Annotated in this window: 12 protein-coding genes; 7 read left to right on the plus strand and 5 right to left on the minus strand. The window is 38.2% G+C overall.

The features are described from left to right. Positions 1-20: 20 nt before the first annotated feature. The 5 genes from NY607_RS10455 to NY607_RS10475 all read left to right on the plus strand — a co-directional run bounded on the left by NY607_RS10455 (position 21) and on the right by NY607_RS10475 (position 5,097). A complete protein-coding gene (locus NY607_RS10455) occupies positions 21-788 on the plus strand; it encodes a sulfite exporter TauE/SafE family protein (protein WP_066037790.1) in 768 nt (255 codons plus the stop codon). Between the two features lie 153 nt (positions 789-941). Next, positions 942-1,460, plus strand: coding sequence for an RNA polymerase sigma factor SigV (locus NY607_RS10460; RefSeq protein WP_004230723.1), 519 nt, complete (start codon positions 942-944; stop codon positions 1,458-1,460). After that, on the plus strand, positions 1,453-2,343 hold the full coding sequence (rsiV, locus tag NY607_RS10465; protein WP_054550465.1) for an anti-sigma-V factor RsiV: 891 nt from the start codon (positions 1,453-1,455) through the stop codon (positions 2,341-2,343). The genes NY607_RS10460 and rsiV overlap by 8 nt, the downstream gene beginning before the upstream one ends. A 148-nt stretch (positions 2,344-2,491) precedes the next feature. Next, positions 2,492-3,616, plus strand: coding sequence for a GerAB/ArcD/ProY family transporter (locus NY607_RS10470; protein WP_054550466.1), 1,125 nt, complete (start codon positions 2,492-2,494; stop codon positions 3,614-3,616). Next, the gene (locus tag NY607_RS10475; RefSeq protein ID WP_054550467.1) at positions 3,616-5,097 is read left to right on the plus strand and encodes a spore germination protein; all 1,482 of its coding nucleotides are present in this window, start codon (positions 3,616-3,618) and stop codon (positions 5,095-5,097) included. Before NY607_RS10470 ends, NY607_RS10475 begins: the two co-directional genes overlap by 1 nt. A gap of 39 nt (positions 5,098-5,136) precedes the next feature. Here the strand turns inward: NY607_RS10475 and NY607_RS10480 are convergent, their stop codons facing one another. Both NY607_RS10480 and NY607_RS10485 read right to left on the minus strand, forming a co-directional pair. After that, on the minus strand, positions 5,137-5,556 hold the full coding sequence (locus NY607_RS10480; RefSeq protein WP_259419642.1) for an SRPBCC family protein: 420 nt from the start codon (positions 5,554-5,556) through the stop codon (positions 5,137-5,139). Between the two features lie 295 nt (positions 5,557-5,851). Continuing rightward, complete coding sequence (locus NY607_RS10485) at positions 5,852-7,612, minus strand: ABC transporter ATP-binding protein (RefSeq protein WP_259419643.1); 1,761 nt, start codon at positions 7,610-7,612, stop codon at positions 5,852-5,854. A gap of 415 nt (positions 7,613-8,027) precedes the next feature. On the opposite strand from NY607_RS10485, the gene NY607_RS10490 reads away from it, so the two are divergent. Then, complete coding sequence (locus tag NY607_RS10490) at positions 8,028-8,789, plus strand: TerC family protein (RefSeq protein WP_016994674.1); 762 nt, start codon at positions 8,028-8,030, stop codon at positions 8,787-8,789. 200 nt (positions 8,790-8,989) lie between these two features. After that, complete coding sequence (locus NY607_RS10495; protein WP_259419644.1) at positions 8,990-9,499, plus strand: ferritin; 510 nt, start codon at positions 8,990-8,992, stop codon at positions 9,497-9,499. A 120-nt stretch (positions 9,500-9,619) separates the two neighbouring features. On the opposite strand, the gene NY607_RS10500 is transcribed toward NY607_RS10495, so the two are convergent. From NY607_RS10500 to NY607_RS10510, 3 genes are read right to left on the minus strand one after another with little or no spacing between them, the layout of a single operon-like run. Continuing rightward, the gene (locus NY607_RS10500; protein WP_048392395.1) at positions 9,620-10,792 is read right to left on the minus strand and encodes an iron-containing alcohol dehydrogenase; all 1,173 of its coding nucleotides are present in this window, start codon (positions 10,790-10,792) and stop codon (positions 9,620-9,622) included. A 17-nt stretch (positions 10,793-10,809) separates the two neighbouring features. Then, a complete protein-coding gene (gene ahlS / locus NY607_RS10505) occupies positions 10,810-11,655 on the minus strand; it encodes an AhlS family quorum-quenching N-acyl homoserine lactonase (protein ID WP_115673339.1) in 846 nt (281 codons plus the stop codon). A gap of 27 nt (positions 11,656-11,682) precedes the next feature. Continuing rightward, a complete protein-coding gene (locus NY607_RS10510; RefSeq protein ID WP_259419645.1) occupies positions 11,683-13,104 on the minus strand; it encodes an aldehyde dehydrogenase family protein in 1,422 nt (473 codons plus the stop codon). Positions 13,105-13,198 lie beyond the last annotated feature (94 nt).

The following is a 13,198-nucleotide window of genomic DNA, read 5'->3' on the forward strand; positions in this document are numbered from 1 at the left end:
TAGAAAAGAGATGACCTTTTGTGCCTTTTGATTTAGATGTAAATATTTTATTAATTTTAATCCTCTTCGGTTTTTTAGCAGCCTTTATTGATTCAGTGGTTGGAGGAGGTGGGCTTATCTCATTACCAGCTCTTATGTTCGTTGGTCTTCCTCCCTCTGCTGCAGTAGCAACCAATAAATTGGCAGGTACAATGGGTTCCCTTACTAGCACAGTGACATTTTATCGCTCTGGTAAACTAGATATAAAAGCCGTCTATAAGCTATTCCCCTTCGTCTTTTTTGGCTCTATGCTGGGTGCTTGGATTGTCCACTTAATGGACCCAAGTGTACTGAAGCCATTAATGCTGATTATGCTTGCAGTCGTTGCCATTTATACCATCTTTAAAAAAGACTGGGGCAGTATGACCACCTTTAAACAATTAACCCCTAAGCGTTCTATTATTTTTGTTTTCGTGATTACACTTATTGGCTTTTATGATGGCTTTTTAGGTCCTGGGACAGGCTCGTTTCTACTCTTTGCTTTTCTCATAGTTGGCTATGATTTTTTACAATCAGCAGGAAACGCCAAATTTTTAAATTTCGGCAGTAATGTAGCTGCCCTCCTTATGTTTATATACTTAGGACAAATAAATTATGCCTATGGACTACCAATGGGTCTTGCGCAAATTGCAGGAGCTATTGTTGGTTCAAAATTTGCCATTAAACGCGGCAGTGGCTATGTACGTAAATTATTTATCGTTGTGACCATTCTATTACTCTTGAAAAATACATATGACTATTTTTCATGATCAGCCGTTATACTAACGTATGCCAATACTATAGAAGGATCAAACTTATCTCAATTGGGGTAAGTTTTTTCATGGTATCAACTTTTTCCCTCTCCTCGTACGTCTAGTAAATGTATACAATTTGACAATGTTAAAAAAGGAGCTTCTTTGGACATGAGAACAAGAAATGCATTTCAACATGAAGAGGTGTTTGTCCAATTCATTCGAGAACAAAAAGAGCGTTTTTATTTGCTCGCGTATAGCTATACAAAAAATGAACAGGACGCACTAGATGTTGTACAAGACAGTATCCAAAAAGCCATGCTTTCATTAGATCGACTTGAGAATGTGACCTATATGAAAAGCTGGTTTTATAAAATAGTTGTCCGTACAGCCATAGATTTTTTACGTAAGCATAAACGCTTACAAGTGACAGATGATGATACATTACAATATTTAACACCTGCTCAAGAGGATGTTTATGAGAATGTTGACTTGGAGCATGCGTTGGATGAACTCCCGCAAATGTATCGAGAGGTTGTCATTCTCCATTATTTCGAGGATTTAAAACTCGCTGACGTGGCGAACATCCTCGACATTAAATTGAGTACAGCCAAATCGCGTCTTTATAAAGCATTAAAACTATTGAAAATCCAATTGGAAGATGTGAAGGGAGAAACTGCACATGGATAAAAAATTACAGGAGTTAGAAAAACAATATATGAAAGTCCCGATTCCAAAAGAGCTAGACTTCGTGGTTGAAAAAGCACTTAAGCAAGGTCGAAAAAAGAAAAAAAATCGTACACCTCAATGGGTCCTTGGATCTGCCGCTGCAGCCATGCTATTTACAGCTGGTTTAAATGTAAGTCCTGCAATGGCACGCACACTCTCAGAAATTCCCGTGGTTGGTAGTGTGATAAAAGTATTGACTTGGACAGAATATGAAGTGGCTGAAGATAATTATGATGCCAACATTAAAGTACCTTCTATTGAAAACTTAGAAAATCAAGATCTGGCGAATACATTAAATGAAAAATATCGTGCAGAAGGTAAGACACTTTACGATGAATTTATGGCAGAAGTGGGCGATTTAAAATTAAATGGCGGTGGTCATTTAGGTATTGATAGTGGCTACGAAATCAAAACTGATAACGAACAAATTTTGTCGATTGGCCGCTATGTAGTGAATACCGTTGCTTCTTCTTCAACGGTGATGGAATACGATACGATCGATAAAGAAAACGAAATTTTAATTACTTTACCTATGCTCTTTAAAGATCAACACTATATTGAAACAATTAGTGAAAATATTAAAGAACAAATGCGTACACAAATAGCTGAATCGAATCAAGATAAAGTTTATTGGGTAAAGGGTGCTGGCCTTGCCGATGAAGAGTTAATGGAGGAATTTACAACTATTAAACCTGATCAGCAATTCTACATTTCTGATAAAGGCAAGCTTGTGATTTCCTTTGATAAATATGAAGTGGCACCTGGCTATATGGGCGTTGTAGAGTTTGAAATCCCAACAGATGTCTTAAAAGAAGATCTTGTAAGCACAAAATATATTCATTAATTTAGCTTACTTTTCCTATGACGAGGTATTGGATGATGGTGTCATCCAATACCTCGTTTTTTCATGAAACCATACCATTTTCTGCTTATAAAGCCGACTTTTTTTGTCAAAGCTAATATGTATCAATCAATGTTAGAGGGTTTTCAACATGAAAAGTGTAGGATCAATCAGTATTTTACATGTCATCTTCCTATCAATGACTGTTATTGGCTTAAAAAATCATGTAACCATTATTCCTCCACTACTAGATGTGGCCAAAAGAGATGGCTGGCTATCGGTATTGTTTGCTGGAGGAATTATTTTCTTTTGGCTATTTTTATTAGTATATATTCAATCAAAATCTAATCAAGAGCCCATCCGAGATTGGCTCGATTCAAAAATCGGGAAAATTGGCTCTACTATTGTTATTTATACAGTTGCTATTTTTTTAATGATTATCGCAGCTTTTACAATGGTTGAAACACTGCAATGGATTAATACTACATTTTTACCGCAAACCCCTGTAATTATCTTACTATTTATCTACGTCATTCTGTGTATTCTTCTTGTGACGACTAGCTTACAGACGCTCGTCATTTTAAACGTTTTCGTATTATTCGGAGTAGTTATCTTTGGCTTTTTCGTGGCCTTTACGAACATGCAGGTAAAAGATTATGAATTATTACGTCCATTTTTTGAACATGGACTCCAGCCTGTCTTGCGAGGCATGATTTTTCCTGCATCAGGGTTTATTGAGCTTTTAATGTTGCTATTTTTACAGCATCAATTTAAGGAACGTATTCGCTGGTACCACTTTGCTATTATGCTGGCTATTTTAGTAGGACTGACATTAGGACCTTTAATTGGAGCCATTACAGAATTTGGACCGAATGAAGCGGCTAAGCAACGCTATCCCGCCTACGAAGAATGGGGATTAGTGACAATCGGTCGCTATATCGAGCATCTTGACTTTTTCTCCATTTATCAATGGCTGACAGGAACCTTTATTCGTGTTAGCTTCCTTTTGTACATTGTGGCAGATTTATTGAAGATGACAGGAGATCCCAAGCGTATATGGCAAATGCTTGCTCCTCCCTTCTTTATTCTTTGTTTACCATTAATCATGCTAAATGAAAGCCTATTTTTAAAAGTAAAAGGAAATTATATTCTGGCAGCCACTTTTATTTTTTTCTTTTTACTGTCAATATTTTTCGTAGTCGTAGCTTTCTTGTCGGATAAATCTTCTAAAAAGGGGAAAACTGAAAAACAAGATAAGAAAAGTGGTGAATCATAATGCCTCAGCAAGAACAAGCGCTAGATCTTAGTACGCTCAGAAAATTATTTCAAAAATCAGCAGATATTCAATTTCAGGAATATATGTTTAATCAGCAGAAAGTACACTTTATTACGTGTGATGCTATGATTGATCAACAAATGCTTAATGAAGTGATTATTCAACGTATTCAATATTTATATGATCATTTGGATGAGGTTCCCTTTGAAGAGAATATCGCAAGGCATCTTCATGTTCCAAGTATTCAAAAAGTACAAGACAAGGAACAGCTGATAACTTTTGTCTATAGTGGCTTCTTGTTGTTGTATTTTGACGAAGACAATCTTTTATATGCAAGCAATATTGCCCAAAAGCCGAATCGCCAGCCTGAAGAAACGCGCATGGAGGTTCTTGTTAAAGGGCCCAGAGATAATTTCATTGAAGATATTCGCGTCAATATCGCACTCATAAGAAAACGCTTGCCGACCAATTCATTTTGTGTGGAAAAAGTGGAGCTTGGGAAACGATCAAAAACTACGATAGCCATTCTTTATTTTGATGATATTGTGGATATGGATATTTTACATGGCATCAAAAAGCAGCTTGCTGCTGTGGATACAGATATTGTTTTTAGTGGCGATTTATTGATGGAACGGGTGAATAAAAATTCCAAGCTTTTTCCGAAGTTTGATTATACTGGACGACCTGATTATGCGGTTCAGGCCTTAGCGAGAGGACGTTTTATTATTTTTGTAGATGGCGTCGCCTATGCTATCGTTACCCCTGTCAATTTGTTTCTCTTACTGAAATCAGCTGAGGATAATGAATATCCTATTATTTTCAGTTCACTCGAACGATTATTAAGAATATTTGGTATTTTAATCGGCTTACTACTTCCTGCATTCTGGCTTGCCTTGACAACCTATCACCAAAACCAATTGCCGCTTCAACTACTCGCAACCGTCGTGCAAGCGAAGGCTGGCTTACCGCTCCCCTCTTCACTTGAAATGTTGCTGATGCTGCTGATGTTTGAATTATTTCGTGAAGCAGGCTTGCGTCTCCCTTCCGTTATTGGTGGGACCATCAGTGTTGTAGGTGGATTAATTATTGGGGATGCAGCCATTCGAGCAGGTGTAACGAGTCCTGAAATGATCGTTGTCATCGCTATTTCTACCATTGCTTCCTTTACATTAGTGAATCAGTCACTTGTTACTTCAGTTAGCATATTACGCGTTGCCTTTATCTTTGCTAGTGCCTTTTTCGGGTTATTTGGCTTCTTTGTTTCTTTATACCTGACACTGCTTTATTTAAGTAATATTCGAATTTACGGCTACTCTTACATGAACCTAGCAACAGATCTAAATTGGGCAACCATTAAAAAATCCATCTTTCGATTATCACCCAAAGGCTATACAGAGCGGAACAAAGCGCTTGCTCCTCAGGATTATACACGAACTTCAAAAGGGCATGAGAACAAAGATTCTCCACATAAAAACAAATAGCATCCTTATCCATTGTGAAGGGATGCTATTTTTATTCGCTCAACTATTTTGGACTCTTTCTTTTATAAGGTTCAGTACACTTTCCCAATGACCTTTCATTTCTTCTCGTACTGTCTGATCAGAAAGATGTTCTTGATGAAAGCTAATGGTTGTTTTATTACGCTCTTTGGGTAAAATACGGATTTGTACGGTAGATGGTTTTGACCACTCTTCCTTTTGCCAAGTCAATCGAAGCTGCTCTAATGGTTTAACAATCCTGATTTCGCCTGTCCCTGTCTTTGAATGGTATTTGTACCCAGGTTCGAATATAACTGAAGTGTCTTCCCCCAGCCATGTACGTACTCCTTCTGTTGTCGTAATCAATGCCCATGCTTGCTCCTGCGAAATTGGAAATGTCCTTCTAACCCCGATTTGAAAACCCACACTTTTCGTTTGACCGATAATTTTTTCGTTATCCATTGCTTCACCTCTATTTTATGACCTTTATTGTGAACTGTAATGTTCTATTCGATTTACCTGCTAAACATTCCTTCTATGATTCATAAATGAATGTTCCATTTTCCATATTAAAGATTTGACCTGTTACCCTATGCATATTCGATGGCATTACCTTCAATCGATTCCCTCTTTCCACATAAACCTTCACTATGCATGTCAGTGTCCTTTGGCTACCACATAAGCAGTAGGACAAGTAACTAAGGGAAGCAATCAAAAAAGGGAAATTGTTTAAAAAAACAATCTCCCCCTCCTTCATTTACGTCAATTCCACAAACTCTTTCTGAACGCTTTGTTCTGTTTGTCCCTTGCGAAATTGAATATGATGAAGCTTTGCAAAAATCCCATTTTGAGCCACTAGCTCATCATAGGTACCATCCTCTTCAATGCCCTTCGGTGTCACAACTAATACACGATCAGCATTGCGAATAGTTGCCAGTCGATGGGCAATAACTAGTGTTGTACGATTTTCAGCAAGCTCTGTTAACGATTGCTGAATAATCATTTCTGTTTCTGTATCTAAGGCAGAGGTTGCCTCGTCTAAAATTAAGATAGGCGGGTTCTTTAGGAACATACGAGCAATCGCTAGTCGTTGCTTTTGTCCTCCTGATATTTTTAAGCCACGTTCACCTATTTGTGTATCATAGCCATCGGGCAGCTCTGCAATAAATGCCTCTAGATGTGCTTTTTTCGCTGCCTCTCGAATTTCCGCTTCACTTGCATCTAATTTTCCATAGGCAATGTTTTCACGAATCGTACCTGTAAATAAAAAGACGTCCTGCTGTACGATACCAATTTGAGCACGTAATGACGCTTGTGTCATATTACGTATATCGATACCATCAATCGTAATAGCGCCTTTTGTCACCTCATAAAATCGAGGAATCAATGAGCAGATTGTAGTTTTACCAGCACCCGAAGGCCCTACAAAGGCAATGGTTTGGCCAGCTTTTACATCAAATGATATATCATGTAAAACCTGTTTGGATGCATCATAATTAAAATGAACGTGATTGAAGGCAATATTTCCATCTAAATGTTTAATAACCTTTGCATCCTCACGATCTTGAATTTCTGGCTCCTGTTCAATTAATTCACGGAAGCGCTTAAAGCCAGCCATTCCTTTCGGATAAAGCTCTAATAAAGCACTAATTTTATCAATTGGTTTAATCAGGACATTCGTATATAAAACAAAGCTCACTAGCTCCCCATAAGATAATTTCCCATTAAAGCTTAGCCAAGCCCCGACCACTAACACCATTAATGTAAGGAGGCGCGTCATCATGTAAATACTGGAGTGTGTCCCTGCCATAATTTTATAGGCATATAATTTAGCCGTACGGAAAAATCCATTTTGCTCCTTAAAGCGTTTAATTTCAAAATCTTCATTTGTAAAGGATTTCACAACACGGACACCAGACACACTATCCTCTACACGTCCGTTCACATCAGCAATTTTGCCATACATCGTTTTCCAAGCATTGTTCATTTTTATATTACTAAATGTCACAAGCCATGTTAAAAATGGCACCATAATCGCTGCAATCAAAGCGAGTGTTGGATTGACATTAAACATAATGGCAAAGGCCCCAACAAAGGTCATGATTGCAATGAAGAGATCCTCTGGTCCATGATGGGCAAACTCGCCTATATCAAACAAATCATTGGTAATGCGACTCATAATATGACCTGTTTTCGTATTATCAAAGAATCGGAAAGATTGCCTTTGTACATGCGTAAATAATTCCTGACGCATATCCGTTTCGATATTTATGCCTAGTTTATGCCCTAAATAGTTAACGATAAAGTTCAATAATGTACTAATAGCATAAACAAGCAGTAATAGGACACTTATTTTCACGATCATGCCCCAATCCCCTGTTGGCAATAACTCATCGATAAACCATTGAACAGCCAATGGAAACGCAAGCTCTAAGATTGCTACAATAATGGCACTCGAAAAATCGATGACAAACAATCGTTTATGTGGCTTGTAGTAGGAAAAAAATTTTCTATACATGTTTGTCTCCTCTCTAAGTTGTAAAAATTTTGCCTATCTTTTAATAGTACCATTTGTGCAAACGTAACGGAAAAGTATTTTTTCTCCATAGCAGTATATTTTTATTTACTTTTAAAATGTTGCATGTTACTATGTTAGTAAGAATTGAATAGCTTTTGACTTTATTGTCAAAGGGGAGTAGCTAGCAGATGCGATCGAAGCATCTGATTCACATTCGTCATTACATGGTATATTACCATCGGGTGTGATGGCATTTCTTGTCACACAGAACACTTTCTGTGCAACGAACAGTTAATTGCTTAGCAAGACCTTTGCCTATTTTTTAGGCAGGGGTCTTTTTCTTTTGCTTAAAATAGGGAAAGAATAAGTTAGCAAGCCATTCATTTCTGTTCAACAATTAAAGGAGGCAATAAATTTGGAGGCAATATTTTTAGAATACGCATGGGTACTTGTCGTATTAATTGTACTAGAAGGTTTGTTAGCAGCAGACAACGCCGTCGTAATGGCTGTTATGGTTAAGCATTTACCAAAGGCACAACAACAAAAAGCTTTATTGTATGGATTGGTGGGGGCATTTGTTTTCCGTTTTGCCGCATTATTCCTTATTACAACGCTCGTTAATTTCTGGCAGATTCAAGCAATAGGTGCCGCTTATCTACTGTTTATGTCTATTAAGCATATTTATGATTCGCGGAAAGCATCTCAAAACTCCGAAGAAATTCAAGAGCCTAAAAAACAATCTGGCTTCTGGATGACGGTTGTAAAAGTAGAACTTGCTGATATCGCATTTGCTGTGGATTCTATTCTTGCGGCGGTTGCCATTGCTGTCACACTTCCACATATCGGTGATTTTGATATTGGCGGTATTAACGCAGGTCAGTTCGCAGTAATGTTCTTAGGTGGTATTATTGGTGTCATCATGATGCGTTTCGCAGCTCGTTGGTTTGTAAAGGTTCTCGACAAATTCCCATCACTTGAAACAGCTGCTTTCCTAATTGTCGGCTGGGTTGGTGTAAAATTAGCTGTATTAACATTAGCACATGAAAAATTGGGTGTGATTCCACACGAATTCCCCCACTCCACTCTTTGGAAAGCTATTTTCTGGATTGTCTTAATTGCTATCGCATTAGGTGGCTACCTAATCGGTGTCAAAAATCAAAAGAAACAAGAACAATAATAATGAAAAATCGCTTCGATTATGATCGGGGTGATTTTTTTATTTTCTTAAAAATATAAAAGAAGTTATTTTCTAATTGAGAACGAATATCAATTATTTTTTTGCATGAATTGCTTTAAAAATTAAATTTTTTGTATGTTACTGCCTCTACGCTGTATACTAGTAAAGAAGTCATTTACTGCAAAAGGAGGAAAACTTTTATGTTATCTGAAAAACTACACACAGCTCTTAATGAACAAATGAATTTTGAATTCTACTCTGCGCATGCCTATATGGCAATGGCAGCCTATTGCACAGATCAAGATTATGATGGCTTCGCTAACTTCTTTTTAGTACAAGCAGAAGAAGAACGCTTCCATGCCATGAAATTTTATAATTTCTTAAGTGATATGGGCTACCGCGCAACAATTCAAGGTTTTGAAAGCCCAAGCAATCATTTCGAATCCATTTTAGATGCCTTTAAAACGGCTCTATCACACGAAAAAGAAGTAACACGCCGTATTTACAATTTATCAGACATTGCTTTAGATGAACGTGAGCATGCGACAATGGCCTTCTTAAAATGGTTTATCGACGAGCAAGTAGAAGAAGAATCTACATTTGATACATTAATTCGTAAAATCGAGCGTATCGAAACTGACTCAAACGCAATCTTTATGCTAGATGCAGAGTTGGCTACACGTACATTTACACCAGATACAGAAGCATAATATTTCTTATAAAAAAATCTGCCATGAAGGCAGATTTTTTTAGGTATCTATCTTGCTTGTGGAATTTTCAAAAGATGCAATAAAAGAGAAACGTTGAAAAATCAACGTTTCTCAGGTTCTTTATGGTTCTCTTACCACTCCATCAAAGGCAGCTTGATAGATTTGATAGATATCTTCGCGCTCTAATGGCATTGGACTTCGCGCTAAAATACGCGTTTGTTTTGTAGCATCCTCTGTTAGCTGTTCAAGTGCTGATGCAGGGATATTGAATCCTTGTAATGTTGAGGGAATTTTCACATCTTGAACGAGTTGTTGTAAGGCATCAACACATTTATAGGAAGCCTCTTCTTGCGATAAATAGGATGATGATATTCCCATGGCATCTAAAATATCTTTCATTCGTTTTTCACAGCTTTGACGAATATACCCCATGACATATGGTAATAGTACTGCATTGGAATCACCATGAGCTATATGGAACTGACCTCCCAGGGGATAGGCTAAAGCATGGACGCCTGCTACACCGGCATTGAAAAAGGCTAATCCTGCTAAATAGCTGCCATAACTCATATCTGTGCGCGCTTGCTTGTCTTGTCCATTATGGACAGCTGTTCGGATTGACTGGCTAATTAATCGGATAGCTTGTAGTGCAAGTGCATCCGTTACTGCATTCGCATTTACTGATACGTAGGCTTCTATCGCATGAGTTAACGCGTCTACCCCAGTCGCCGCTGTCACCTTCGATGGTAAGGAAATCGTTAAGGCAGGATCTACAATCGCTACATCCGCTAATAAATAATCATGTGTCACAACATCCTTGGTTGTATCCAGTGATAGCACAGAAATATTTGTTACCTCCGAGCCTGTCCCAGAAGTGGTAGGAATTAAGATTTTAGGTAACCCTTTATTATCTAATGTTTTCGTTCCTGTTAGGTTTAAATAATCTGCAACTTTTCCATCATGTTTTGCTAATACGGCGGCAAGCTTTGCTAAATCCAGTGCACTGCCCCCACCTACACCAATCACCAAATCAAATGGATGCTTTCTCGTAAAATCAACCAGTTTTTCGCCAATTGCAAGCGGAGGCTCTGGTGCAATATCCGTATAAATGGTTGTTGTATAGCCTTTCTCAATCAAAGGCTTTTCAACATTGTCCGTTAGACCTATTTCTTTTAATAATGGATCTGTCACGATCAAAATATTGTGAGCGTTAAACTTCTTTACCTCTAGCAGAAGCTGACTCAAACAGCCCCAGCCAGTATAGCTAGCAGGCGTAAAGGTTAATTTATGCATGGTTTCTCTACTCCTATCTATTCATAATAGCCTTCCGTTGATTTCCTAAATGATTTAAATTGAATAGGATCATGGCCAAACCATACCTGTGAATTTGTTTCATTTGCTAGTCTTCGAATCCGTTCCACTGTTGTATTATAACCTACAGAATCGTAGATAATGCCTGGTGGCTTGACAGGAGGCCCAAAGCTTTCTGCCGTATAAATGGCATCTGAAGCTAAAATAATACCACCTGTGTCAGGCATTTGAATATGCAAACCTAGCATTCCCCAAGCATGACCACTACCAAAATTTAATACTTGTATCCCTTCAGCTAGTTTTACATGATCCTCGCCACGTTTGATTAAGCGCCATTGTAGATTGTTTTTAATCCACATATCAATGTCACCCCAAACATAGGCACCGTCTTTCACGTTTCTAGCATATGTTTGTAATGTGCCATTAAACTCATCTTCCTGTACAATAATTGTGGCATTTGTAAAGAGTTCTAAGCACCCTGCATGGTCGAGATGCAAATGGGAAGCAACAACATATTTGATATCCTCTGGACGAACATTTAATTCTTCTAGACGATGATGTAAATAGCATTCTTCTGGCATATTAATAGGAAATGCTTTTTGCGTAAATTCACCCCATCGCCCTTCTGGACCCATCGAGTTTGGATTGCATGCAGTATCAAATAGAATTTTGCCTTCTGGATGATCAATCAATACTGTATAAACAGGGAATTCAACAAATTCATTTGGCTGATTTGGATGATCGATGGTTGCGGGATTGTGCATCGCAATCATATAATTTTTATCCATTCGCATCGTACCATTGTCCATCACATACAATTTTGGATGTTGTTTAATCATTTTCATTTTCCCATCTCCATTCGTGATTATTAGTTATTGGTTATTCCAAATTACTAGCTTCATTTCCGTCATTTCTTCTAACGCATATTTAATGCCTTCACGGCCAGTGCCGCTTTCCTTTACACCACCATATGGCATGTGATCTACTCGATAAGTAGGTACATCATTAATGATGACTCCACCAACGTGCAGTGCTTTTGTAGCCTGAAAAGCTGTCTGAATAGAAGGAGTGAAGATGCCTGCCTGTAGGCCATAGTGAGAATTATTGATAGCCGCTATCCCTTCATCAATGGTGGATACCGTATTGACGATAACAACAGGTGCAAAAATTTCTTCACAGGATACACGACTCTGTGGCTGAACATTATATAAAACAGTAGGCAATAAAATATGATTGTCAATGTGACCACCTGTAATTACTTGTGCCCCTTCAGCTACTGCCTCTTCAATCCATTGATAAGCACGCTGTTGTTCAGCTTGTGAAATCATCATAGCAAGATCTGTTTGATTATCCATTGGATCACCAATTGTAAGCTGCTCTATTTTTTCCTTCAGCCGTATTAAAAATTCCTCCACCATACTTTCCATGACATAGATACGTTGTAAAGAAATACAGACTTGACCTTGGTTGGAAAAGGCCCCCATCACAATGCGATCCATAATACGCTCTAGCTGTACCCCTTCATCGATAATTACGCCTGCATTGGAACCTAATTCTAAGGTTACTTTCTTCAAGCCTGCACGATTGCGTAGAGAAATCCCTACCGCTGGACTTCCTGTAAACGTTATCATCTTAACATTTGGATGTGCTAAAAATGCATCGCCTACTAATTTACCTTGTCCAGTTACAAGATTAAAGGCACCTGCTGGTAAATTTGTTTGCGCCAATAATTTTGCCAAAAAATGGGCGGATAGCGCTGTTTGTGTGGCAGGTTTCAATACAATCGTATTGCCTGCGGCTAATGCTGGCCCAACTTTGTGTGCTACTAGATTTTGCGGAAAGTTAAATGGTGTAATCGCTGCCACAACACCGATTGGCTCTCTTAATGTATAAGCAAAGCGCCCCTCTCCATTTTTTGATGCATCCATTGGAACCATTTCACCAGTAAGTCGCTTTGCTTCTTCTGCCGCAAATTTATAGGTTTCAACTGTGCGATCAATTTCAGCGTAAGCATACTTTAACGGTTTAGCTGATTCCATTGCAATGATACTTGCTGCTTCATCTCTATTTTCTGCAAAAAGGGTGGATAACTGCTCTAATATCTCTGCTCGTTGAAAAGCAGTTAATGCAGCCATTTGAGGAGCTGCAGCATGCGCACTTTCAATGGCCTCCTGTACATCTTTTTCAGTGGCCATCGCAAAGTGTGCCAATACCTCTTGTGAATAGGGAGCATGGATCTCCATCCATTCAGCAGTCATCTTCCATTCTCCATTAATCCATAAGCCCTTTTTCAATCGTAATTCACTCCTTTCTTTTTATGGTTACGTATTCATTTCAGAAAATAAAGAAATGAATACGTAACCATTTTGGTGTAAAAAATAAACTGAT

Origin of the sequence: Lysinibacillus sp. A4 (genome assembly GCF_024919535.1) — a bacterium.
GTDB classification, from domain to species: Bacteria; Bacillota; Bacilli; order Bacillales_A; family Planococcaceae; genus Lysinibacillus; species Lysinibacillus capsici.

What these genes read in the sequence shown, in the direction of transcription:
- NY607_RS10485 (WP_259419643.1), bottom strand. Translation starts at nt 7,612, where the DNA reads ATGTATAGAAAATTTTTTTCCTACTACAAGCCACATAAACGATTGTTT.
- NY607_RS10500 (WP_048392395.1), bottom strand. Translation starts at nt 10,792, where the DNA reads ATGCATAAATTAACCTTTACGCCTGCTAGCTATACTGGCTGGGGCTGT.
- rsiV (WP_054550465.1), top strand. Translation starts at nt 1,453, where the DNA reads ATGGATAAAAAATTACAGGAGTTAGAAAAACAATATATGAAAGTCCCG.
- ahlS (WP_115673339.1), bottom strand. Translation starts at nt 11,655, where the DNA reads ATGAAAATGATTAAACAACATCCAAAATTGTATGTGATGGACAATGGT.
- NY607_RS10475 (WP_054550467.1), top strand. Translation starts at nt 3,616, where the DNA reads ATGCCTCAGCAAGAACAAGCGCTAGATCTTAGTACGCTCAGAAAATTA.
- NY607_RS10480 (WP_259419642.1), bottom strand. Translation starts at nt 5,556, where the DNA reads ATGGATAACGAAAAAATTATCGGTCAAACGAAAAGTGTGGGTTTTCAA.
- NY607_RS10460 (WP_004230723.1), top strand. Translation starts at nt 942, where the DNA reads ATGAGAACAAGAAATGCATTTCAACATGAAGAGGTGTTTGTCCAATTC.
- NY607_RS10495 (WP_259419644.1), top strand. Translation starts at nt 8,990, where the DNA reads ATGTTATCTGAAAAACTACACACAGCTCTTAATGAACAAATGAATTTT.
- NY607_RS10470 (WP_054550466.1), top strand. Translation starts at nt 2,492, where the DNA reads ATGAAAAGTGTAGGATCAATCAGTATTTTACATGTCATCTTCCTATCA.